The sequence below is a fragment of the Treponema sp. HNW genome, assembly GCF_050320395.1.
In the GTDB taxonomy this organism is placed as follows: Bacteria; Spirochaetota; Spirochaetia; order Treponematales; family Treponemataceae; genus Treponema_C.
This window is the reverse complement of sequence record NZ_CP144459.1, coordinates 2,751,893-2,776,802: the sequence shown is the minus strand read 5'-3', so window position 1 is coordinate 2,776,802 and position 24,910 is coordinate 2,751,893. Positions and strand designations below refer to the sequence as shown.

13 protein-coding genes are annotated in these 24,910 nt (G+C 46.0%); 8 read left to right on the top strand and 5 right to left on the bottom strand.

Annotated elements, in window-relative coordinates:
* Positions 1-29: 29 nt before the first annotated feature.
* From V1L52_RS12940 to V1L52_RS12925, 4 genes are all read left to right on the top strand, one after another.
* Positions 30-4,469 carry an acyl-CoA dehydratase activase-related protein gene (locus V1L52_RS12940; RefSeq protein ID WP_428771836.1) on the top strand — a complete coding sequence of 1,480 codons (4,440 nt, stop codon included), beginning with the start codon at positions 30-32 and terminating at the stop codon, positions 4,467-4,469.
* The gene (locus tag V1L52_RS12935; RefSeq protein ID WP_428770203.1) at positions 4,444-5,862 is read left to right on the top strand and encodes a hypothetical protein; all 1,419 of its coding nucleotides are present in this window, start codon (positions 4,444-4,446) and stop codon (positions 5,860-5,862) included. Before V1L52_RS12940 ends, V1L52_RS12935 begins: the two co-directional genes overlap by 26 nt.
* Positions 5,863-5,930: 68 nt before the next feature.
* Positions 5,931-6,602, top strand: coding sequence for an HAD family hydrolase (locus tag V1L52_RS12930; RefSeq protein ID WP_428770202.1), 672 nt, complete (start codon positions 5,931-5,933; stop codon positions 6,600-6,602).
* A gap of 71 nt (positions 6,603-6,673) precedes the next feature.
* Positions 6,674-10,918, top strand: coding sequence for a SpiroCoCo family coiled-coil protein (locus tag V1L52_RS12925; RefSeq protein WP_428770201.1), 4,245 nt, complete (start codon positions 6,674-6,676; stop codon positions 10,916-10,918).
* 30 nt (positions 10,919-10,948) lie between these two features.
* On the opposite strand, the gene V1L52_RS12920 is transcribed toward V1L52_RS12925, so the two are convergent.
* The 4 genes from V1L52_RS12920 to V1L52_RS12905 all read right to left on the bottom strand — a co-directional run bounded on the left by V1L52_RS12920 (position 10,949) and on the right by V1L52_RS12905 (position 18,546).
* On the bottom strand, positions 10,949-13,183 hold the full coding sequence (locus V1L52_RS12920; RefSeq protein ID WP_428770200.1) for an ATP-dependent DNA helicase RecG: 2,235 nt from the start codon (positions 13,181-13,183) through the stop codon (positions 10,949-10,951).
* Positions 13,184-13,196: 13 nt separating this feature from the next.
* Positions 13,197-13,766 carry a YggT family protein gene (locus V1L52_RS12915; protein ID WP_428770199.1) on the bottom strand — a complete coding sequence of 190 codons (570 nt, stop codon included), beginning with the start codon at positions 13,764-13,766 and terminating at the stop codon, positions 13,197-13,199.
* Between the two features lie 88 nt (positions 13,767-13,854).
* Positions 13,855-17,364, bottom strand: coding sequence for a DNA polymerase III subunit alpha (gene dnaE, locus V1L52_RS12910; protein ID WP_428771834.1), 3,510 nt, complete (start codon positions 17,362-17,364; stop codon positions 13,855-13,857).
* A 138-nt stretch (positions 17,365-17,502) separates the two neighbouring features.
* A complete protein-coding gene (locus V1L52_RS12905; RefSeq protein WP_428770198.1) occupies positions 17,503-18,546 on the bottom strand; it encodes an NAD(P)-dependent alcohol dehydrogenase in 1,044 nt (347 codons plus the stop codon).
* 347 nt (positions 18,547-18,893) lie between these two features.
* On the opposite strand from V1L52_RS12905, the gene V1L52_RS12900 reads away from it, so the two are divergent.
* Genes V1L52_RS12900 through V1L52_RS12885 form a run of 4 tightly spaced genes read left to right on the top strand, consistent with a single transcriptional unit; the run spans position 18,894 to position 23,423 of the window.
* Positions 18,894-19,856, top strand: coding sequence for a sugar ABC transporter substrate-binding protein (locus V1L52_RS12900; protein WP_428770197.1), 963 nt, complete (start codon positions 18,894-18,896; stop codon positions 19,854-19,856).
* 57 nt (positions 19,857-19,913) lie between these two features.
* On the top strand, positions 19,914-21,401 hold the full coding sequence (locus V1L52_RS12895) for a sugar ABC transporter ATP-binding protein (protein ID WP_428770196.1): 1,488 nt from the start codon (positions 19,914-19,916) through the stop codon (positions 21,399-21,401).
* A gap of 16 nt (positions 21,402-21,417) precedes the next feature.
* Positions 21,418-22,392, top strand: a complete 975-nt coding sequence (locus tag V1L52_RS12890) for an ABC transporter permease (RefSeq protein ID WP_428770195.1) — start codon at positions 21,418-21,420, stop codon at positions 22,390-22,392.
* A 53-nt stretch (positions 22,393-22,445) separates the two neighbouring features.
* A complete protein-coding gene (locus tag V1L52_RS12885; protein ID WP_428770194.1) occupies positions 22,446-23,423 on the top strand; it encodes a LacI family DNA-binding transcriptional regulator in 978 nt (325 codons plus the stop codon).
* An 80-nt stretch (positions 23,424-23,503) separates the two neighbouring features.
* Here V1L52_RS12885 and V1L52_RS12880 read toward each other — a convergent pair whose 3' ends face one another.
* Positions 23,504-24,886: a TolC family protein gene (locus V1L52_RS12880; protein ID WP_428770193.1), complete on the bottom strand. Its 1,383-nt coding sequence runs from the start codon at positions 24,884-24,886 to the stop codon at positions 23,504-23,506.
* Positions 24,887-24,910: the final 24 nt, after the last annotated feature.

Below are 24,910 nucleotides of genomic sequence, written 5' to 3'. Positions count from 1 at the left end.
TGGATAAGGTTATATTCAAACCGGCCGCAATGCCGGTGCGTATGGGTATTGACGTCGGTTCGACAACCGTAAAAGTTGTTGTCTTGGATGCCGAAGAAGGCGTTGTATTCAGCGAGTACGAGCGTCACAGAGCCGATATCCGGTCAACCATCATTTCCGTGGTCGGCAATGCCTTGAACTGCATTGAAAAACAATTCCCCGCCGCTTCCGATCAGCGTATCAGCGTTAAAGTAACCGGTTCGGGCGGTCTTGCCGTATCTCACTGGCTTTCCATACCCTTTATTCAGGAAGTTGTGGCTTCGACGACAGCCGTAAAAAAACGCATTCCCCAAGCCGATGTCGTTATCGAATTGGGCGGCGAAGATGCAAAAATCACCTATATAACAGGCGGTATGGAGCAGCGTATGAACGGTACCTGCGCCGGAGGTACGGGCGCCTTTATAGACCAAATGGCCGCCCTGCTTGAAACCGACGCTCCCGGCTTAAACGAGCTTGCCCGCGGATTTTCCACTATTTATCCGATAGCCGCCCGCTGCGGCGTTTTTGCAAAAACCGATATTCAACCCCTTATAAACGAAGGAGCGCGCCGCGAAGACATCGCAGCCAGTATATTCCAAGCGGTGGTAAGTCAAACCATATCCGGTCTCGCCTGCGGAAAGCCCATACGAGGCAATGTCGCTTTTTTGGGCGGGCCTCTTCACTTTTTGGATCAGCTTCGGGAGCGCTTTATCCGCACCCTCAAGCTCACGCCGGAAGCCGCCGTCGTGCCTGCAAATTCCCAGCTCTTTGTCGCCGAAGGGGCGGCCTTGTCGGCGGAACTGTCGTATAAGTGCATACAAAAGGCGGACTCACCGAATTTTCCGTCGGTAAAAGAGCTTCGAGAAGCCCTTAAAAGTTTAGTGGGCGCCGAAATGAAAGAAGTTCAGCGTCTTGCTCCTCTGTTCAAAAATGAAGCGGAACTCGAAGAATTCCACAAAAGGCATGCCTCCGAAATGGCCGCAACCGCGGATTTGTCTCAAGCCCGCGGGCCCGTATTTTTAGGTTTGGATTCGGGCTCCACTACGACAAAGGCCGTTCTTGTGGACAAAGAAGGCAAAATACTGTGGCGTTTTTACGATGTAAACGCGGGAAATCCCGTAGACCTTGCGGTGCGGGTTTTAAAAGACCTGTATAAAAAGCTTCCCGAATCGGTATACATTGCACGTGCGGTTTCCACCGGTTACGGCGAAGCGCTTTTTCAAGCCGCTTTGAACGTGGATTCCGGAGAAGTGGAAACGATAGCCCACTTCCGCGCTGCGGACTTTTTTGTGCCGGGTGTCGAGTTCCTTTTGGATATAGGCGGCCAGGACATGAAGTGCCTTCGCATGAAGGACGGCGCAATTACTTCAATTCAGTTAAACGAAGCCTGTTCTTCCGGCTGCGGAAGCTTTTTGGACAATTTTGCCCGCTCCCTGGGCATGGATGTACGCACATTCAGTCAAAAAGCTTTGCTTGCCGAAAACCCCGTCGATTTGGGAAGCCGCTGTACGGTTTTTATGAACAGCCGCGTCAAACAGGCGCAAAAAGAAGGGGCAACAGTCGCCGATATTTCCGCAGGTCTTTCATATTCGGTTATAAAAAACGCCCTGTTTAAAGTCATTAAACTGCGAAAAGCAAGCGATATAGGCACCAAAGTGGTTGTTCAGGGCGGAACCTTTAATAACGATGCGGTGCTGCGCGCCTTTGAAAAGGTTTCCGGCGTAAATGTGTTCCGCCCCGATGTTGCGGGCCTTATGGGCGCTTACGGCGCAGCTTTAATCGCACTCGACCAATGGAAAGATTTGACGGCGTTGCCCGCCGGCGCTTCGGCCGAAGATGCCGAAAAACACGCTCAAAAAATCGCGGCAGGCCAAGTGCGCTCCGGTATTGCAAGCTTTGACGAACTTGAAGCTTTTAAAGTCGATTTGGCTTTGCGCCGCTGCGGAAAATGCTCGAACAACTGCCTTTTAACCATCAACACCTTCAGCTCCGGCGGGGCCGGAAGAACCTTTATAACGGGAAACCGCTGTGAGCGCGGGGCGGAAATAGAGGGTGCACACAGTATTGTAGACGCTTCAAACGCCCGCAACACCGATACGGGAAGCGGCGTGTCGGACGGCCCTCTTCCGAACCTCTTTGCATGGAAATACAAACGCCTATTTGCCTATACGCCTTTAAAACCGCAGGATGCCCCGCGCGGCGATGTGGGTCTTTTGCGGGTTTTGAATACCTATGAAAACTATCCGCTGTGGTTTACCTTTTTTACGCAGCTCGGCTTCCGAGTCCGCCTTTCTCCGCGCTCCACCCGCTCGATTTACGAAATGGGGCTTGAAACCATTCCGTCCGAATCGGTGTGCTATCCGGGAAAAATAAGCCACGGCCATATAACCGCTCTTTTAAAGGCGGGGGTAAAATTCATCTTTTATCCCTGCGCGCCCTACGAACAGCAGGAAGACCCGCTTGCCGGAAATCACTATAACTGTCCCATCGTTACCAGTTACCCGGAGGTACTGCGCAACAACGTGGATGAGCTTCGCCAAGACGATTCCGTTACCTTTATGAATCCCTTTTTGCCCATCTACGACGAAAAGCGGCTTGCAGAGCGTTTATATGAAGAATTAAGTCCGAAATTTGCGGATTTAAGCTTGGAAGAAGTAAAAAAAGCCGTTCATGCAGGATGGAAGGAACAGGATAAATTCCGTGAAGAAGTGCGCGAAGAAGGAGAGCGTGCGGTTGAAGAACTGATACGGCGCGGAGCGGGCGGTATCGTGCTTGCAGGCCGCCCCTATCACCTTGACCCCGAAATAAACCACGGTATTCCCGAATTGATTGCAGGTCTCGGTTTGGGCGTTTTAACCGAAGACAGTATCGCTCATTTGGGAACGATAGAGCGCCCCCTGCGCGTTGTAGACCAATGGGTGTATCATAACCGCCTCTACCGAGCCGCTTCTTTTACGGCGGGAATGCCGCACTTGGAACTCGTACAGCTTACGAGCTTCGGCTGCGGGCTGGATGCGGTTACGGCCGACCAGGTTGAAGAGATTTTGGCGGCAAAAAACCGCATGTTTACCCTGATTAAAATAGACGAAGGCTCCAACCTCGGTGCGGTACGTATCCGCATACGAAGTCTGATTGCGGCGGTAAAAGAGAGGGCGCGAAGGCAAAAAAATCCCCATGTACAATCTTCGGCGCTTAAACGGCGTATTTTTACCAAAGAAATGAAGTATACGCACACGATTCTCGCCCCGCAAATGTCGCCGATTCATTTCCGCCTCGTACAAACGGCTTTCAGATATTCCGGTTTTAATTTTGTTATTTTGCCCGATGTCGATGCGGCAGCCGTGGACACAGGTCTACAGTACGTAAACAACGACGCTTGTTATCCTTCGATATTGGTTGCGGGGCAGATGATTTCCGCCTTAAAATCGGGCCTGTACGATTTGAACAGGGTGAGCTTACTGATAAGCCAAACGGGGGGCGGCTGCCGTGCGACAAACTACATCGGCTTTATACGCCGCGCTTTAGCGGACGCCGGCTGGGGTCATATACCCGTTATATCGCTGAGCGCCCAGGGTTTTGAGCGCAATCCCGGGTTTAAAATCAGTCTGCCTCTTATTATACGGGCAATGCGCGCCCTTATGATAGGGGATTTACTTATGCGCGTTTTATACCGCACGCGCCCCTACGAAGCCGTTTCGGGTTCCGCCGACAAACTCTATGAAAAATGGAATACCGAAGCGCAAAAAAACTTAAAATCGCTTTCGCTTATCAAGTACAACCGCCTCATTAAAAATATCGTGCGCGATTTTGACAACTTACCTCTTTTGCCGCAAAAAAAACCGCGCGTCGGAGTGGTCGGCGAAATACTGGTTAAATTTCATCCGACCGCAAACAACGATATATTTTCGACTATCGAGCGCGAGGGAGCCGAATGCGTTGTGCCCGATCTGGCGGACTTTTTGTTTTATTCGTTTTCAAACGGCATATTCCGCCATAGAGAACTTGCCTTTTCGAAAAAAACCGAACGGAATGCGCGCCTGGCGGTCAGGTTTTTGGAGCTGTTCCGTAAAAGAATCAAAAAGGAACTTACAAAAAGCCGCCGCTTTGAGCCGCCTTCATCCATTTACGATTTAATGCGCGGGGTTGACGACATTGTTCAATTAGGCAATATTACCGGAGAAGGCTGGTTTTTAACCGCCGAAATGGTTGAGCTTATTCAGGAAGGAGTTCCGAATATAGCCTGTGTGCAGCCCTTTGCCTGTCTTCCGAATCACGTTACCGGAAAAGGAATGATTAAAGAACTGCGCCGCCGTTATCCCGATGCGAACATAGCGGCCATTGATTATGACCCGGGTTCCAGCGAAGTAAATCAGCTTAACCGTTTAAAACTGCTTTTGGCAAACGCCCCCGAAGGAAGGCATCCCGATGAAGAATATATACACCGGGCCTAAACGGCTTTATTACGGATTTTATCTGTTTGTCTGTATTGTGACTGCGGTTTCTCTCAAAGCACATACGCCCGACCCTCATATTCCTTCTGCCGGTTTTAAAATGACCGAATCGGCTTTTTGCCGCAAAGAACTTGTCGATACGTGGTTTAAAGCCGAAGCGGAAAGCGTAAAAACGAAGGAACCCCGGCTTATTCAAAACGAAACGGGCGATTATTTTCTTGTTCGGCAGGAAGAAGAAAACGGAGAACTGCAAATCATTGTTGCCCCTCTGGTAAGACAAAAGGTTCTTCTTAAAACAAATAACGGGGATGCTTCGGCAATCGCCGGTACGGAAGACGAAGACACCTCCTCTTCCGAAATCTGGGTTGAAACATGGCCTAAGGACGCTCCGGGAAGCTGGATTTTATACCGCGATTCCTTAAGCGGCAAAGCACTGCGTATTCGATGTTATTTTGTACAGGATACAAAAGTCTATGTCGAATTTTCCCCCGGACCGGAAAGAAGTTATGCCGATTTTATCATATTCGGCGCATCGGCTGCAGGAAGAGTGCCGGTTCCCCTCCCGTTCGAGCAATTATATGTTATGAGCTTTGACGAATTGCTCCATATAACCCGCTATACCCTTCCGTGGAATTACACGCGCGTTTTTTTACATTCATATAACGATATTATGCAGATGACCGGCATGATACGCTCTTTGCTTCCTTCTTTACAAAAAACCGGTTTTGCCGCAGATAAAAACGCATCAATCGATTTTTTAAAATGGATTGTAGACGGACTTGTAAAACCGCTTACCGGAGCCGTTATTGCGCCGGAAAAGCTGAAAATCAATACCGTTGAAGGACCGAAGGATGAAAATCCGAAGCTTCGGGGCTCCGCAAGTGCGCATTCGGAAGAAAATTTCGGCAGTTTAAATGCGATACGGAATATGGCGGCTGCGGCGATATCCGCGCGCACCGGAATCGTTTACCATTACAATAATTCGGGGGCCGATGTAAAAACCGAAGCATTTTCGTATTATACCGATACTTCGGGAACCGCTCGCAGTGCGGGTTTTTCCGCCAATTCGGGGTATCCGGTTGAAATGCTTAAGCCTCTTTTGTACGTCTTGGGAGTAACCGAAGCGCACCGCTTTTTTTTGGGCGCCGTACGGCAAAGCGCTCAATCCGATGGGGCCGAAGAAACCGTCCGGAGACCGGTCTTTACCGAAGCCGCCGCCTTTTTTCCCTGGTTTGACAGGCGGGGCCGCTTGCAGGTATCGGTATTTGAAAAGGGACGCGAATATACCCTTGATGAGTTTATCGAAAAATACCGCGGTTCCTTTGTTTTTTTAGTCCGTGTAAAAGCTTCAATGGAATTTTATCCGGACCGCATGGAACCTTCGGGCGAATAAATCCGCATAAAATGCATTTACGGGAATTACACCCTTTTAATATTTTCGGATATATAGTATAACAAACAATGATATTTAATATTAAAGCGGTTGCATTCGACATAGACGGCACCATGTATCCGGATTGGCGGCTGTATATGCGTATTGCCCCCTATTTTTTAAAAAATCTTCATTTTTTTCACCATTTCCGCAAAGCACGGATGATTTTACACAGAACGGCCCCTTTGCCCGATTTTTTTGAATATCAGGCACGGCTTACCGCCGATTTTATGAAAATTCCGGCCGAAAAAGCCCGCGCTCTTATACAGGAAAAAATCTATGACGGCTTGGTTCAATTTTTTCCGCGCGTAAAACCCTTTAAAGGCTTGGACAGTTCTTTACGCGCATTTAAAGACGCCGGTTTAAAGCTGGGCGTTTTATCCGACTTTCCTCCCGAACAAAAGGGCGATTTATGGGGGCTCAAACCGCTGTTTGATTGTCTGCTCGGTTCCGAGCGCTGCGGAGCCCTCAAACCCTCATCTTATCCTTTCGGAATTTTGGAGCGCGAGCTGGGAGTTCCGGCCGAGCATATTTTATATGTGGGCAACAGTATTCGAAGCGATATACAGGGAGCGCATAAAGCGGGTATGAAAACCGCCTATATTACGCCCCTGTGGCGGGAAATCGCGAATAAAAAGCCCCGCGAAGCCGATATTTGCTTTAAAAACTATCGCCAATTATGTAAAATTGTGTTACAGTAATAGAAGAAAGGGATTGTCTTAAAAGCATTTTGTAAGGCATCCTTTTGTTAATACGGATCGGGTGGGAAGCGATGATTGGAAATATTATTACGGCTGCGGTTTGTTTTATAATGCTGTTTGTATTTCGGCGTTTGGATAAAAAAAACCGTTCAATCGAAAAGGTTAAAAAATTTACCGATAAAATCCTTGCCGACTTTGAAGAAGCTTTTAAAAACCGCGCAATACAGGCGCAAAATGCGGGTGCCGAGCTTGAGTTAAAGCAGGTGCAGGCGGTCGCTGCAGTCAAAAAGCTTGAACAGGAAAAGGCCCGCTTTGAAAAAATATGCGCGGACTTTTCGTCCTATACGGCGCAAGTCGACAATGTAAAAACCCGTGTGCTTTCATATGAAAAACTGATAGGCGAATTATTGGACATGACGGCCCGGGTTGAAGACAATCTTGAAAAAATACGTAAACATTCGGCCTTTGTCGATAAAACGGCAAAAATAATCGGCGAGCAGCAAAAACGCCTGGATGATACGGAAAAACGTATCCCCGCCCTTCTTTCCGAGTTTCAAAAACAAAACGCCGAGCGGCTGGGGACCTTGGGTGCCGAATATACGGCCGCCCTTGATCGCCGTTTTGCGGATTTGGAAATGCTTGCCGATGCCGCCGTGGATAAAAATCAACAGCTGCTTGAAGAAATACAGGGGGTTTTTGATACGGCTTTAGAGCGCGCCCGCGAAAAAGCCGAATCGCTTGAAGACGGAGTTTTTGAAGGTCTTAAACAAAATACCTTAAAACGCGAAGAAGAATTCGAAGCGCTTTTGGAACGCAGTACTCACGATATAACCGAATATGTAGAGCGCGAAAAAGAAAACCTGTCCGCCGATTTATCGGGAAAAATAGAAGATGCCCAAAGAGAAGCTCAAAACGTTTATGATCGGTTCCGCTCCGAGTCGCGGGCGGCCCTGCAGGATATGCACGATGAATTAAATGCGGCACTGGAGGAAGAAAAGGAAAAACTTTTTTCCGATTTGAGCGTTGAAACGGAGCGGATTAGCGGTGAAGTGTTACAACAGCGCGATGAGCTTCAAAAAGCCCTTGAAGAGCAGGAGCGCCGCATATCCGCCGATCTTGCCGGGCATTCCGACCGGGTAAGCGAAGCGATGGAAAACCACAGCGGCCGTATTTCGGCGGAACTGGAAAAGAGTGAAGCCGAATTGTCGGCGGCATTGCAGACGGCCCAGAATGCTTTGGAAACGGAATTGCAGGATAAAAAAGAGCGCCTTGACGTTCTTATCGAAAAAACCGAAAAAGTTTTGGCTGAAGCCGATGCGGGCCAAAACGAAAAGATACACAATGCCCTGCAATTGCGCGAAGAACGTTTTGATGCGGCCGCCCGGGAGATCGATGAAAAAACACAAACGGCATTGGACGATATTCGGCAGAGGGTTTTTGCCGAGCTTTCACAACAGCAGGAAGAATTGAACGCTTCGCTTGCCGAGACGAAAAAGCTCCTGCATATTATAGGATTCGGACAGGAAGAAAAGATTCGTTCGGCGATGGAAAAGCAGGAAAGCTTTGTAAACGAAACCGTTGAGGAGCACAAGGGCAGACTGAACGATACCTTGTCCGCCCTTACGGCGGAATCGGCCGATATGCGCGAAAAGGTGCGCAGCGAAACCATCCTTGCCCTGGATAGTTTAAAGGCGGAAATACGGGATTTCCTTGAAGAAAAACAAAGGCTTTTAGCCGATGAAATAGCACGTTTTGCCGAAGAAAACGGTTCCGAAATAGAAAGACAAAAGGCCGAGCTTGCCCGATTCAACGCCAATTTCGGCCGGGCCGAGCAAATGATCCGTGAATTGGACGATACCGTAAATAAGCGGCAAAAAGAAGGAATAGATTTATTGACCCGTCTGGGAGAACGGATAGAAGCCGATTCCCGGCGGCTGACCCGCGATTTTGAAAAAACAATCGGCGATTTGCGGGAGACTATGGAACAAGAAACCGGGAGCCTTGCCGATGAGGTACAAAACCGGCAGCTGCAAATAAACGAACAGCTTGAAGCGGTTTTTGCAGAACTTAGCGGGCGCTTCGATACGGCCCGTGATGAGGCGGTACAAAACAATGCCCGCAGGCTGCAAAGCTTTTTTGAAGATACCGAAGAACGTATTGCGGGAACACAAAAAGACCTGGATTACCGTTTAAAAAAGATTGAAAGCCTCGGGGCGGATATAGATAAGCTTGATCGGAGCTTCCGTATATTGATGGAGGGCGCCGAACAGCGTATATCGGATGAGTTCGATACATTTAAAACAAACCGCGGCGAAGCCCAAAACGAATTTGAGCGCACGGTTACCTCTTCTTATGCGGAAATGAAAGAGGTTATCGATAACCTTGACAGCGAATTGAATGAATTAAAAAACCGCGCCTACGATAATGTATCCGAAAAGCTTAAAATCTTTGAAGACGATTTTTTCCGCGACTTAAATGAACGCGGTGAAAATCTGAATACTTCTTTGGAAGAATGGAAGCGCGATTTTGACGGCCGTTTGAACGATGTTTCAAGGCATTTTGAAAACGAGCGGAGAAACCTTGAAACGCAATACGGAGAAGACATAAAGGAAAAATTCGGCGTATTGCAGGAAAAATACCGTCAGAACATAGAAACTTTTGAAGCGCTTTTACAAAAAAACGACGAGGATTTTCAGGAACGTATGGAAGCTCTCGACGCGTCTTTACGGGGCTTTGCCGACTCTCATCAGGAGCGTATGGAAGAAGCGCGAAAAGCCGCGGAAACTTTATTGGCCGCGGAATTGGACCGCCAAAGAAAAAGTGCCGCCGAACAGGCTGAACGCTGCGAAAAAGATATAGAAGACAGACTTGACCAAATAAGTCAATCCGTATTTCTTACTCAGGAAGAAACGAAGGGGTCCTTGGAAGGTATTTTGGGAGAGCTTGCTTCGTGGCGCGAACGTTTGAGCGAGCAGCTTGAAGAAAAAAGCGCCGCGGTTACCGAAAAACTTGAAGACTTGGAACAACGCTCTGAAGACCATATAAATCAAATTCAAAAAATATTCGGCTCCGATGTTGCGCGTTTTGCGAATATGACCAAAGAAGAAAGCGCCAAACTTTCGGCCGAATTGGAATCTTTAAAGGAGCAAAGCAAACAGTCTCTTGCCGAATATGAAGAGTATACGGAAGAAATGCTCGGCGAGTTTAAAAAAGCCTACGGTGAAATGCTTGAAGATACGAAGCGTAAAATTTCCGATGAAAACACCGATGCGGAGCAAAGACTGCGCGCTTTAAAGAGTATGGTAAAAGAAATTCAGGAAAAAACCGAATCCATACACGAAAAGGCCGTTTCCGCAATTCAAAACGAAGCAAACAAATTGAAGATGGATATAAGCGGTACCGACAGACAGCTGAAACAATTTTTAGCGCAAACGCAGTTGATTGAAAAAACCGTTGAAATGAAAAATCATCTGGAAAATCAAATGAACGATTTGCATATGCACATATCGCGTTTTGACGGTTTTAAACAAATAACCGACAGTATTGAAGCGCAGTTCGGTAAAATGCGTAAAATAGACGAAGATATATCGGTAAAACTTCAGCAGTTTAACGCCGGAAAAAACAAAATCGACGCGATGGATGCAAATTTCGGCAGGCTTATGCAGCTTTCATCCTCAATGGATGAAAAAATCCGCGATTTGCAAAGTACCAGCGATGATTTACAGATTTTGCAGGGAGAAGTCCGCCGCTTTCAGGATACCCTCGGCGACATTTCCGGCCGCTACGACAGGCTTGAAAAGAAAAATACCGTGCTTGATCAAACCATTGAAGGCGTCGGCCGTACCTTTGAAGATTTGCGCGCCCTTGAAGAGCGCTTAAACGAATGCGAACGTCAAACCGCCGATATGCCTGAGGCCGTCGGTATGCTTAAAAACGACTTAAACGCCCTTATGGAAAAAGCCGGCCGCATAAACGATATAGCCGACAAGCTGAATAATTTGGACGAAATCCTTGCCGAAACGGACCGCAATATCGAGCGGGTCGATAAGGCTTGCGAGTGGATGAGTAAAACCGAAGTCCGCCTTGACGAGATGAAAAAAGAAACCATGGAGCAGGTTAATTTGCTCGGCTCTTTGATTAAAGACGGCGGAAAAACCAAAAAACGTTCCGCCGGAGCGCCTCCGATTGCGGTACGCGAAAACGTTCTCAAATTAAAGCGTCAGGGCTGGACGGTTGAACAAATCGCTTCAAGTTTGAATTTAACCATCGGCGAAGTTGAATTGATATTGGATTATTTCGGAAAACAAACGGTTTGAGAAAGCCGCTTTTCAACGAAACGCGGGCTTTCAACAAAGCCCGTTTTCCGCGAAATACGAGTTTTCCGCGGCAAAAGCTTGAAGAGCTTCCCGGCGCGCAGCTTCGGCAAGTTCTCTGTCCCGCAGGGGATCGGCTATGCCGAGCGTTAAATAGCCCGACTGCTGAATACCCGCCGCTTCTCCGGGGCCGCGAAGGCGCAAATCTTCTTCGGCGATAAAAAAGCCGTCGGTCGATTCGCGCATCACTTTAAGGCGCTCTTTTCCGGTTTCACTTAAACGTTCCGTATAAATTAAAAAGCAAAAGGACTGCTCGCTCCCCCGCCCGATTCTTCCCCTAAGCTGGTGAAGGGCCGCCAAGCCGAACCGTTCGGCGTGTTCTATAACCATGGCGGTTGCATTCGGTGCGTCCACGCCGACTTCCACAACGCTGGTTGCAACAAGTACATCGATTTCTCCCGCGCCGAAAAGCCGCAAAATATCGCTTTGTTCGGCATCGTCGGTTTTTGAGTGGATAAGGGCGCATTTAAATTCGGGGTACACCTGCCTGGATAAAAAGGCGAACATGCCTTCTGCGGATTTGAGGGATGGTTTACCCGTCGCTGCGAAACCGTTTTCCGATTCCGCGCCGTCTTCTTCAAAAGCATCTTCTATGCGCGGATAGACAAAATAGGCTTGGCGGCCTTTTTTTAACTCTTCGAGCACCGCTTCATAGACGCGCGCTTCGTTTCCCTGTTTTGTCAAAAAGGTGCGTATCGGTTTTCTTCCGTCGGGCACGGTTTTAATCGTTGTAAGGTCCAAATCGCCGTATACCGTGTGGGCAAGGGTTTGGGGAATGGGTGTTGCACTCATCATTAAAAGAGAGGGGGTATGAGCCGCACCTCCGCTTTTTATTTGTCGTTGATTTACCGCCGAGGAGCGCCCCTTGTCTATGATGGTTCCGCGCTGTACAACGCCGAAACGGTGCTGCTCGTCGATGATAACGAGGCGCAAATTATAATACAGTACGTTTTTTGAAAAAAGGGCGTGGGTACCTATAATGATATCTATAGAGCCTTCCTGCAGGGCCTGCAAAAGGGGAATGCGTCCCCTGTTTTTTACATTGCCGGTTAAAAAGGCGGTGCGCACTCCCTTTCCGTCGCCTCCGATAAGAGGTTCCATAAGGCGGGCTGCGTTTTCGGCGTGCTGTTTTGCAAGGATTTCCGTCGGCGCAAGAAGGGCGCACTGGGCTCCCCAATCGACGGTACGCAGGGCTGCAAAAAAGGCGACCAGTGTTTTACCCGAACCGACATCGCCCTGCAATAAGCGCGCCATATAAAAGGGGGCCGTGCTTTGTGCGCTGTCTTCACGGGCTCCGGAAAGTGCTTCCGGTTTTACAAAGGCCGCATCTATATCGGCATTTATAAGGGCGATCGAGGCGATTTGGTCTTTTGTGAGGCTGAAGGGCAGGCGCTCTGCGAGCTGCTTTTGGCGCGGCGACAAAAGGGGTAAAAGCTCTTCCTTTGTGTATATCTTTTTTTGCTCGGAAACATATTTTCCGTGCCTTCGTTCCGCGGCGCGCCCGATTATCTTTTTTTGAAACAAATAAAGCTCTTCGAAGATAAGCGTTTTTTGTGCGCAAAGCGCTTCCTCCATATTTTCCGGCTTGTGAATCGCGTAAACCGCTTTTTGCTTGGAAAAAAGATTATGACGCTCTCTTACATGGCAGGGAATTTCATCTTCGATACCCTTGGCATATTCGGACAGGGCATTGGATACGGCTTTTCGGATTTGGGTTTGCGTCAAACCGGCCGTAAGCGGATAGAGGGCAAATACCCTGCTGTCCGGAAGGGGCTTATCTTTCCACTCGGCAAGACTTTTTTTTACGAGGGGGGCGGCTTCAAAGGCTGAAGATTGAATCTCTCCGTAACGGTAAGAAAAAGTGCCGTTTACGCTGATAATCGAACCTACGGTAAGCGTTTTTTGCAAAAAAGGGCGGTTAAAGCATATAAGGGCACCGCGCTCGGTGCCGTCCGTTATAATGATTTTAAGGGTTTTCATACGCCCGAAGCCGAACCATTCGTGGGCGATAACCGCGGCGGCGGTATGTACCTTTCCGCGCGAAAATTCCGCAAGGCTTCGCCTTTGAGTCCGGTCTTCCCAATCGCGCGGATAATAGGTTAATAAATCGGCAACGGTAAAGACGTTTATGCGGGAAAAGGTTTTTGCAAGACCGGGCCCGATTCCGGAGATATTCGTAAGCGGTATCTCCATTTCTTTGAGTTTCATAACCTACATAAAATCAAATAATACGGGAAACAAGCATTCCCAAGGCAAATTGGAGTAAAACGGAACAGCCGAGGGTGATAATCATTGCCGTTTTGGGCCGGACAAATCGGTTCCTTAAAAAAAAGCCGCTTACCTTATAGATAATCGGGTTTAAAACACTGTCCATTGTATACCAAATCGAATTTTGCGTACGGTTTAAAAGTTCGGCAATGAGTCGTATGGCAAGTAAAACATTAAAAAAAGTTAAGATAGAAGAACAAATCGACCAAAGGATGCTTATAACGACCGCAAAAAGCATCCACGGCGAAAAACTGCGCCTGAAAGCGATTTGTTTTAAAACCGAAGAGATAAGCATTAGGGCACCGATTGCAAACATCGGTGAAATATCCAGCGCAGAACGTTTAAAAGGGTTGAATTTCCTGAATATATTAAGCCATGGATCGCATACCGCGGCAAGGAGTTTCCCGAAGGGGCTGTAATTCAAATCGGGAAGCCAGGTAAAAAAGATACGCACAATGCACAAGAGGGAATACAGGGAAACGGCGCTTGCGGCGGCCGAAAATAAACCGAATATAAAACTCATATCTTAAATATAACAAAAAAAGAGCGCGGAATCAATCAAGTCGATTGAGCGGCCGCCTAAACGGACACGGCCGCCCTTCTTTATCCGTTTACTCGCGCCACACGCTTTCGATATTGCGGTAGCTTTCCAATTCTTCGATAAAATCATCCGTATGAGGCACCTTGGTTAAGGCATTTGCCCTAACCGTATAGGTTTCCCGAGGCAAATCGATATGAAAGATAACCGAACAGCTTCCCTGTTTTGCGCATAAAAAATCCTGCAATTTAGTCATTTGCTCACAGTTCGTCAGAACGGGAGAAAGGCGTATATGGATTTCGCGCACGGATTTTTCTTTGAGCTCTTCAATGGGCAAAAGCTCATCGACCAGAATACTCGGAGTGTCGCGCGAATTATCGGCTTTTCCTTTTAAGGCTATAACGGCATCTTCAGTGATTTTTTCCCGTTCCTTTTCCCAGACTTTCGGAAAAAAAGTTATATCGCAGGAACCGTCCATATCTTCAAATTTTGCAAAGGCCATGGACTTGCCTTTTTTGGTTAAAATACTGCGCAGCTCTTTTACAATGCCGAGCATAATATAGCTGCGTTCCCGGGTTGCATTGGCAAGCATTTTTGTCGTTAAACTTACCGAGCGCTTTATAACCGAAGCGTATTCGTCGAGGGGATGGCCGGAAATATAAAAGCCTATCAGTTCTTTTTCTATGCGCAGTTTTTCCAAGGGAGGATAATCTTCTACCGGCTCAAACACAAAGGCTGCAAATTCCTGTACCCCCGAATCTTCAAAAAGGCTTACCTGACCGAATTTTGCGTCGGATTTTTTGTTTTCACAGTATTCCACGGCGCGCTCACAGTTTTGCAGCAAGGTCGGGCGGTTTGTGCCCAATTTATCGAAGCTTCCTGTTTGAATTAACACTTCCAAGGCGCGCTTGTTTACCGTATGCAAGTCCACCCGTTCCAAAAAGTCTATGAAGTCTTTAAAGGGGCCGCCTTCGGCACGCCGGTTTAAGATTTCTTCGGCGGCGGCTTCGCCCAAGCCCTTGATACCCAAAAGACCGTAGACAATGCGGCCGTCCACAACATCGAACACCTTGTCGGAGCGGTTTACGTCGGGCGGGTCTATGGCAAGGCCCATTGCGCGGCCTTCGGCTATATATTCGGGGAGCTTGTCGGTACTCGAAATTTCGTTTGTAAGGTTGGCCGCAATAAATTCGGCGGGAAAGTTTGCTTTAAGATAGGCGGTTCTGTAGGCAAGCACCGAATAGGCCGCCGCATGGCTTTTGTTAAAACCGTAGCCTGCAAAGGGAACGAGGATATCGAATATTTCTCCCGCATGGGCTTCGGAAAAGCCTTTTTCAACGGCGCCCGCAACGAACTTGGTGCGCTCTTCGGCCATAACCTTTTCTTTTTTCTTTCCCATTGCGCGGCGCAAAATATCCGCCTGACCGAGACTGTAGCCGGCTATACGCTGGGCAACCTGCATAACCTGTTCCTGATACACAATAACGCCGTAGGTTTCTTCAAGGATATCCTTTAAGCAGGGGTCCGGATAATGAATTGTGGAAGCATCGAATTTACCCTCGACAAATTGGCCGATATATGCCATGGGGCCGGGACGATAAAGGGCATTTAAAGCGATAAGGTCTTCCAGACGGCGAGGTTTTGCCTGTTTTAAAACCTTTTGCATACCGGCGCTTTCAAACTGAAAAACGGCCGCGGTTTTACCCGCACAAAACAAATCGAAGGTTTTTTCATCGGTTTCGCTTGCTTTTTCGGTACTGAAGTTTTCAAAGCCGGCTCTTTTGTGTATGAGGCGTTCGGCGTATTTGATAAGGGTGAGGGTTTTTAAGCCCAAATAATCCATCTTAACCAAACCGCAGCCTTCGATTATGTCCATCGTGTATTGAACGGCAACCTTGCCCGTTTTACCGTCCTTGTATACCGGCGCCCAGTCGGGAAGCTCCGATTTACCGATAACGATACCCGAAGCATGCAAGCTGGTATTGCGGTTGATGTCTTCGAGTTTAAAGCAAAGGTCGAACAATTCCTTGTAGCGCACATCTTCGCGGTATTCGGCAAGTTTTCCGCCGTCGGGGCATTTTTCGGTAGGCGGATTAAAGGCATCGGCAAGCTTGAATTTGGGACCGTCGGGCACCAGCTTGGTCAGCATATTCACTTCGTTCAGAGGAATGTTCAGTACGCGTGCGACGTCTTTTATAACCGCCTTTGCTTTGAGGGTACCGAAGGTAGCGATATGGGCGACCTGCGGGTCGCCGTATTTTTCGCGCGTATATTCGATAACGTCCTGACGTCCTTCGAAGCAGAGGTCTATATCGAAGTCGGGCATACTGACACGTTCGGGGTTTAAAAAGCGCTCAAACAGCAGGTTAAAGCGCAAAGGGTCAATGTCGGTAATGCTCATTGCATAGGCGACGATTGAACCGGCTCCCGAACCGCGTCCGGGACCGACGGGAATATCATTCGCCTTTGCCCAGGCTATAAAATCCCACACGATTAAAAAATAACCGGCAAAGCCCATTGCAAAAATAACTTTTAATTCGTGCTCCGCCCGCTCGATAATATCGTCGGTAACGGTTCCGTAGCGTTTTTTTAAGCCCTCGAATACGAGATGACGCACGTAATCTTCCTGCGTCGTAAAACCTTCGGGAATACGGTAAATCGGAAGACAGTCTTTAAGCTGTTCGGTTTTATACTGGGGAATGGTTAAGTCAACCATATCGGCGATGCGCTTTGTGTTGGCCATCATTTCCGGGTGCGAAGGAAAAAGTTTGCGCATTTCTTCTTCGCTTTTCATATAAAACTGCTGACCGTCATAGCGCATACGGTGTGCATCGCTTCTGAGCTTTTTTGTTCCGATACACAAGAGAACGTCCTGCGCAACCCAGTCTTCGGGGTATACATAGTGAATGTCGTTCGTTAACACCATGGGAACGTTCATGCGCTCGGCTATGTTGATTAAAAGAGGAGCAACGCGCCTTTGTTCTTCAAGGCCGTGATCCTGTAATTCGATAAAAAAGTTTTCTTTACCGAAAATGCTTTGATACAGCCTTATCATCTCTTCGGCTTCCGCATGCTGACCGGCAAGAAGGAGGCGCGGCAATTGACCTGCAAGACAGGCGGTAGTACACACCAAGCCGCCGGAATACATTTTAAGCAATTCAGTATCGATACGGGGCTTGTAGTAAAAGCCTTCGGTAAAGGCACGCGAATTGAGCATACACAGGTTTTTATAGCCTTCGACGTTTTTTGCGATTAAAATAAGGTGGTAGTATTTATTGCCCTGTTCGGTTCCCGTGCGCTCGAGGCGGCTTGAGCCTGCAACATAAAATTCGCAGCCGACAAGGGGCTTAATGCCTGCCGCATGGCACTGCTGTTCAAAACGCAAAGAGCCGAACATATTGCCGTGGTCGGTGAGGGCAAGGGCTTGAAAGCCCAACTCCTTTGCCCGCTTGATTAAAACGGGAATGCGGGACGCCGCGTCCAAAAGCGAATAGTCGGAATGTACGTGCAAATGCACAAAGTCGGACTTGGGAACATCGTCTTGGCCCCCGCCTTCGGCCGGCGCTCCGCTGTCTTCGGGCAGGGCCGCTTCTTCACGCTCCTCGGCCTCTTCAAATACGTCCTGTTCTTCAATTATTTCATCGATTAAATCCGCTTCTTCCACCGTTTTTCTCCGCTTCCAGTATAGACTAAAAAGCGGAGGCGGGCAAGCGGGAAAAAATTAAGAAAGCTTCAGCATAATTTTTACAGCGTCCTCCGGCATTGTGCCTGCAAATTTAAAAGCTTCAACTCCTTGTTCAAAATCAAATCGATGGGTGATAAGCGGAGCAACGTTTAAAATTCCGGCATCAATTAAACGGATTGTTTTGGGATAGCAGTTTGCATATCTGAAAATGGTCGAACAGGAAATTTCTTTTATTTGCATTGCGACAATATCTATCGGAACCGATTGTGCCGGCATACCTATAAATACGGCTTTTCCGCCGGGACGGAGGCAGTCTGTAAAATCTTTAAAAGCCTGAACGCTTCCGCTTGCTTCAAAAAAGATATCCGCCCCGCATAAATCCCGTTCCGCAATTTTATCTTTAACCGATTCTTGTGATGTGTTTACACAAATAAGGCGTTTTGTGCTGCCGTAATGCTTTTTGATAAAATCCAGTTTTGATTGTTTTATATCACAGATAATAACTTTCGAACAACCGGAAGCCAAGGCCGCCAGTGCGGTTACTATACCGATCGTTCCTGCTCCCGCTACGACGGCCGTATCTCCTGGACATATGTTTGCTTTTTGTGCCGCATATACGCCTATTGCCGTCGGCTCAACAAGTGCGCCTTCTTCAAAGGACAATGAGTCGGGTAATTTAAATGTTAATGCTGCAGGGTGGACTACGGATTCTCTTGCGCAGCCGTGAATGGGAGGGGTTGCCCAAAAAGCCACTGCCGGATCTAAATTGTACATTCCCGCCATAGACATGGGACTGTTAAAGTCGGGGATGCCCGGTTCCATACATACACGGTCGCCGACTTTTAAAGAGTGTACTTTTTTGCCGACTTCCGTAATGACCCCGCTGGCTTCATGCCCCAGTACCATAGGTTCTTTTACAACAAACGAACCTATATTTCCGTGAAGATAATAATGAACATCGCTGCCGCAAATCCCGACGTTTACAGGTTTTATACGGACATCGGTATCTTTCAGATGCTCTTTTATTTCCATCTCACGCAATGTTATTGTGTTGGTTTTTTCTAAAACGAGAGATTTCATTTTCGGTTCCTCCTTATTTAAATAGACTATAGCATTCTTTTTATATTATGTCAAAGTTTTTCCGCAATAAAGATATTTATTTGCGCAAATAAAAGCTTTGTTGTTTCTTAAAGGCTGCTTTTGGCGGTAAAAATCATATGAAGACGATTAAATCAATAAAAACCTTGACAAACAGTAAAAGCGTGTTATACTTAAATAGATTTTTTTTGCGGAAAAATTGCCAAAAAAGCGGTTATTAGAGTGTGTTTTGTGATTTTTTTTGACATGCTTACAGCCGCATTCAAATCTTGTTATCAGGGCATAAACGGCGAATGTATTCGTCGGCTATTTTACATAAGGAGGCGATTATGAGAAAAAATCGTATTTTGTTGTATACCGTAATACTTATTATTTCGGTATGTGTGCTGGGAGCTTGTCATGAGAAAAAGACAAGTAATGTGCGCCGTGTTGCATACATTGCCAGAGCACAAGCGGATTCATTTGCAGCATGGCTTGCAAATGCTGTCAAGGAAGAAGCTGCTAAATATCCGAATATCAAGCTTGAGGTATTTGACGGACAAGCATCGGACAGTGTTGAAAACTCGTTGATTGAAAATGCTATAACGAATAAATTCGATGTTATTATCATTCAACCGAATAACGGTGAATCCCAAAGACCCTATGCGGAAAAAGTAGTCAAAGCCGGTATTTTTTGTATTACAACCAATGCCCGTATTGCGGGAATAAACGGCGCATCTTCCGTAGATGCGGATCCGTATGAGCAGGCGGCGGTAAATGCGAGAGAAGCTGTAAAGCAAATTCCTCAAAATGCAAAAGTTGTTGTCCTGAAAGGGCCTCCCGGAAATTTTCATGCCGATGAACGCCGTAAAAGCTGGCAAAAAGAATTCTTTGATAAACGCCCCGACGTTAAAATTGTCGGAGAGCAAATTGCGAACTGGAACAAAGATGAAGCGATGAATTTGATGGAAGACTGGGTTCAGGCAAATGACAGAATTGATGCCGTTATAGCGATGAATGATAATATGTGTGCAGGTGCTCTTGAAGTTATTAAAGGTAATCCTAAATATGCTCAAACACTTTCCTACGGTGTTGACGGTACAGCGGAAGCGGTTTTACTTATTAAAGAAGGCTTGATGACTTCTACATGTTTGCAAAGTGCATATGATCTTGCGGAATTGCTTCTTTCAACAACGGACAAACTTTTGTCGGGAGCGGAAAAAGAAATAAATGTAGATATAGGAAATCCTCTGGTGACAAAAGAAAATGCGGATAAGTATATAGAAATGCATAAAAAGGCCGGGGCGTTATAACAACTGAAACGGGCATGGCTTATTGCCGTGCCCCTTTCTCTATAAAAGGAATATTGTATGACGGATATTGCTTTAAGAGTTGAAAATATTACAAAATCTTTTCCCGGAGTCAAAGCTTTAAACAATATCAGTATTGATATACGGAAGGCTTCGGTACATGTATTGTGCGGAGAAAACGGAGCCGGCAAGTCAACCTTGATGAAAATAATAAACGGTGTTTACCGTCCCGACGAGGGACGGCTGTTTATTGAGGGGAAAGAAGTAGATATAAAATCCCCCTTTCATGCACGGGAACTCGGTATATCAATGATATTTCAGGAGTTGAACTATATCCCTGAAATGACGGTAGAAGAAAGTTTTGTTGTAGGTAACTGGCCTCTTACGCGGATGAAAACCGTTGACTGGAACCTCATTCGCAAAAGAACCGTGGAACTGTTTTCAAAAGAAAAGCTTTCATACAGTCCTTCCGCAAAATTGAAAACTCTCTCCGTTTCCGACATTCAGATGCTTGAGATTCTGAAAGCGGTTTCTTATGACTCCCGTATTATCATTATGGACGAACCGACTTCCGCTATTTCGGAAAAAGAAGTTGAAAAGCTGTTTCAAAAAATTACTGAATTAAAAAAGAGAGGAATCAGCATTATATACATATCGCATCGAATGGATGAAATATTTAAAATTGCCGATTATATTACGGTTATTAGAGACGGAAATGTTATAAAAACAAAGCAAAAGGACGATTTTTCGGTTGATGAGATTATTACGTTGATGGTCGGCCGCAAAGTAGATAATAATTTCCCCAAACAGGATATTGAAATCGGTAAGAACCTATTGAATGTATCGAATTTTTCCAGGGAAAATCTTTTTAACAATATAAGCTTTAATGTGTGTGAAGGAGAAATAATCGGATTTGCCGGATTGATGGGTGCCGGACGAACGGAAGTAATGCGTGCTCTGTTCGGTTTAGATCCTCATACGGATGGCACAATATCTATAAAGGGAAAGCCGGTTCGAATCAACAATGTGAAAGACAGCATAAACAACAAGATGGTTATGTTGTCCGAAGACCGGCGTCGATACGGTATAATTCCCGTAAGAAGCGTTTTGGAAAATGCGGCTCTTGCCGGATTGGAATCCTTTTTTTATAGAGGTTATAGGCACAAAGAAAAAGAAGTCAAAGCAATAACGCGCTTATTTGAAAGACTCAATGTCCGCACCCCGACATATAACACTCCTATAGAAGCCCTGAGCGGCGGAAATCAACAAAAAGTCGTTTTTGCAAAATGGTTAATATGTGATCCCGAAATCCTGATTTTAGACGAACCGACTCGCGGGATTGATGTCGGCGCTAAATATGAAATATACAAACTGATAGGAAATCTTGCATCGGCCCGAAAAGGAATCATCTTGGTTTCTTCCGAGTTACCGGAACTGATGGGCCTATGCGACAGAATTTATGTTATGGCACAAGGACGTATTACTGCCGAACTTCAGCGCAAAGATTTTTCGCAGGAAAAGATAATGCGCTTTGCAACACAAATATAATTAAGGAGTAATTTAAATGAGTATACACGGTATCTGGAATGCAGTAACAAAGAAATACAGTATCTATTTTGTTTTGATTTTTTTATTCGTTTTGTCATCGATAATAAATCCGAATTTTTTATCTCCCGGTAATTTAGGAAATGTTTCCCGACAAATATCGGTTACAACGATTCTTGCCTTCGGAGAAACCTTACTGATTATCTGCGGTATGATAGATTTGTCTGCCGGTTCCGTATTGGCTCTTTCAGGACTTTTATCCGTTGCGGTTTATAAAGCGACCGGTTCTATGATTTTGGCTTTTACGATAGCAATCGCAATCGGCGTTTTATGTAATGTATGCAACGCTCTGCTTGTAACCAAATTAAAAACACCTCCGTTTATTGCAACCTTGGCAATGCAAACCGTAGCACGCGGAGCGGCATTATTATATACAAACGGGCAAAATATTTATCAAATAGGAAACTTTATAAAAATCGGACAAGGCTCGATTGCCTTTATACCGACTCCTATTATTTTTCTGGTATTGACGCTTATATTTACATGGTATTGTCTGAATCATACACGTTTCGGCCGTTCTCTTTATGCAATAGGCGGAAATGAAGAAGCTGCGATTGCTTCCGGCATTAATGTACGGAAGATAAAAATTTTGGCATTTATAACACATGGTGTTTTTGTCGGTATTGCCGGTGTGTTATTTATGTCCAGGGTAAATGCCGGCTTGCCTAACGGGGCTATAAATTATGAATTCCATGCGTTAACATCGTCCATAATAGGCGGGACGAGTTTTTCCGGCGGTATGGGAACAGCGGGAGGAACTCTTGTAGGTGCTTTTATTGTGGGATTTTTAAATAATATAATGAACCTTACAAATGTCAATTCATATTTACAGCAAATTGTTAGAGGTGCTATTATTGCCCTTGCGGTTTCTTATGATATTTGGGCAAAAAATCGACGGACAAAAAGTATCATGGGTGACATAGAAAATAAATAAAAAAGTCTTGAAAGAAAACGTATATCTAAGTACAATACACATCGGGATGTGCCGTGAAAGATATAACGATGACGGATGTTGCCGAAGAAGCAGGCGTATCGATTACTACCGTTTCGCATGTAGTAAATAAAACACGCTATGTAAAACCGGCAACACGTGAACATGTATTAAATGTTATCCAACGAATGGAGTATCAAATTGATAAAACTCTTCCGACTCAAATCGAATATATCGGAGTTGTTGTTCCGAACATAACCGAAGATTATTATATATCTTTGATAAAATCGATGGAAACTTTTGCTTCGGAAAAAGGGTTCTCGTTATTGATTTGTGATTCAAACTATACTACTAAAAAAGAAATAAAGAATATCCAATTACTGCTTGAAAAAAATATAAGCGGGCTGATTCTTTCTCCGGTAGATGCTACTGTTTATCCGGAATCGCTTCTTTTTGCCCATATCCCTGTTGTCTTGGTTGATCGTCAATTCAATAAGCATAACCATACTTTTGTAGGAATAAACAATTACGAAAGCGGGCGGCTTGCAGCTGAATATCTTGTACGGCAAAAATGTTCGCATATAGGCTTTATCGGATATGCGGATACTGTGTACAGTGCTTATTACAGAGCCCGGGGATACAAGGCATATATTTTGGAACATTTTCCCGATGTAAAACCGGCTATACTGGAATTACATTATCACTCGGAAGATTCAAATAAAAAAATTGCCGATTTTTTACAAAAAACTCATTTGGATTCGGTAATATGTGCAACGTCCGACATAGGATATCAGGTTATCAGTACTATAGACGAACTCGGTTTACGCATACCTGAAGATTTAAAAGTGATTTCATATGACGATAATCGCTGGATGGATTATTTGAAATATCCCGTTTCCGTTGTCAATCAACCTGTTGTTGAGATAGGAATCCAAGCAATGGAAGAGCTTATTCGACTAATTGATAAAAATGACAGCGGTAATAGTGTAAAAAGAGAAATCTTTTTAGATGTGGAAGTGATTGACAGACTATAAGCATTTATAATTTTCTTCCACCGTTTTTCTCCGCTTCCAGTATAGACTAAAAAGCGGAGGCGGGCAAGAAGAAATTCAGCTTAAAAGTTACATAAATTCGTATTCAGTGCGTATTCCAAGTCCAATAAATCGCAAAGGTAATTGTATTTTTCGGCGGCAAGACCCAATTCTGCTTGATTGAGGCGGGTTTCGGCGTCGCGGACATCGGACAGCCGAACCGTACCGGTACGGTAGGCCTCGAGTGTCATATCATAGGTTTTTTGTGCGAGCTCTATGTTTCCTTTACCGGCTTCGATAAGAAGACGCCTTTGATTTAAACTGTCGGCAAGGCTGCGGATTTCGTTTTCGGCTTTTTGTACAACGGCTTCGTATTGAATTTCGGCTTTGCGAATATTGTCGTTCAGAGAGCGTGTCCGAATGCGGTTTTGCGAAAAAGGCAGCGTATCGGTTATATTCCATACAAGGGATGCACTGAACGAACCGTTATCGATGACGTTTTTATCTTTAAACCAATCTTTGCCAATATCGGTAACTACGGGCTGCCATGTATAGTTAAGCGAAAGAGAAGGGGTATAAGACTGCAAATTCATCGACAAAAGGCGCAGCCTCATCAATTCCAGATTTTTATTCAGGGAGGCAAGGTCGAACCGGCGATTTGAACAGTCGGCTATGAGGCGTTCCGCATCGATATCGACAAAGACGGGTTCTATCGTTCCTTTAAGCTCTATGACGGTGTCTGAGGGAAGGCCGAGCAAAAAGATAAAGAGGTCAAACTGCCGTTTGAGAGCATGTTTTGCTTTTAACACTTCGGGTTTTTGATTTTCATATGCAGCTTGAGCCTGTAAGAGGGCCAGTTCGGGAGCGAGGCCGTTTTTATAGCGTATTTCGGCTTGTTTTAAGCGGTTTTCGGCATTTATCAGGGTTGTTTCCTGCAATTTTAAGTCTTCGCTTTGTAAAAGCAAGCCGTAAAACATTTTACGTATATTGCGCTCGGTTTCGCGTAGAGCCTGTTCCCACAATATAAAACCCGCTTCGTAATCGGCACGGGAAGCGCGTATTTCGTTTACAAGGGCGGCATTGAAGTTCAGCGTAATGCCGATGTTTCCGACAGCTTTCCAGTAATCTTTTTCGAGCGGTTCGGGGACAGTAACAGGCGGAATGCCGTGGAAGGTGTATAAGGGGTTCAGCATATCGGCAACGTTTTTAAAGGAATTGTGTACTTCGTTGCTGCGCACAAGGCTTGCGGATGCCTGAACGGAGGGCAAAAGCGCGTTCCATGAGGTATCGCTTTCTCTCTTTTTAATTTCGAGTTCTATAGCGGCGGCTTTTAAGTTTTTACCGTTTTTAAGGGCGTAATCCACCGCTTCGTCTACGGTTAATTCAAGGGCATAGAGGGGAAGCGCCGGCGCCAAAAGCGCAAAAAGAAGCGCTGCCGTAAAAAGCCGGAAGTCCCTTTTATTCATACGCTCGGTTTAAGCCCTCCTTAT

What these genes read in the sequence shown, in the direction of transcription:
- V1L52_RS12905 (WP_428770198.1), bottom strand. Translation starts at nt 18,546, where the DNA reads ATGAAATCTCTCGTTTTAGAAAAAACCAACACAATAACATTGCGTGAG.
- V1L52_RS12880 (WP_428770193.1), bottom strand. Translation starts at nt 24,886, where the DNA reads ATGAATAAAAGGGACTTCCGGCTTTTTACGGCAGCGCTTCTTTTTGCG.
- V1L52_RS12930 (WP_428770202.1), top strand. Translation starts at nt 5,931, where the DNA reads ATGATATTTAATATTAAAGCGGTTGCATTCGACATAGACGGCACCATG.
- V1L52_RS12940 (WP_428771836.1), top strand. Translation starts at nt 30, where the DNA reads ATGCCGGTGCGTATGGGTATTGACGTCGGTTCGACAACCGTAAAAGTT.
- V1L52_RS12900 (WP_428770197.1), top strand. Translation starts at nt 18,894, where the DNA reads ATGAGAAAAAATCGTATTTTGTTGTATACCGTAATACTTATTATTTCG.
- V1L52_RS12915 (WP_428770199.1), bottom strand. Translation starts at nt 13,766, where the DNA reads ATGAGTTTTATATTCGGTTTATTTTCGGCCGCCGCAAGCGCCGTTTCC.
- V1L52_RS12895 (WP_428770196.1), top strand. Translation starts at nt 19,914, where the DNA reads ATGACGGATATTGCTTTAAGAGTTGAAAATATTACAAAATCTTTTCCC.
- V1L52_RS12935 (WP_428770203.1), top strand. Translation starts at nt 4,444, where the DNA reads ATGAAGAATATATACACCGGGCCTAAACGGCTTTATTACGGATTTTAT.
- V1L52_RS12920 (WP_428770200.1), bottom strand. Translation starts at nt 13,183, where the DNA reads ATGAAACTCAAAGAAATGGAGATACCGCTTACGAATATCTCCGGAATC.
- V1L52_RS12890 (WP_428770195.1), top strand. Translation starts at nt 21,418, where the DNA reads ATGAGTATACACGGTATCTGGAATGCAGTAACAAAGAAATACAGTATC.
- V1L52_RS12925 (WP_428770201.1), top strand. Translation starts at nt 6,674, where the DNA reads ATGATTGGAAATATTATTACGGCTGCGGTTTGTTTTATAATGCTGTTT.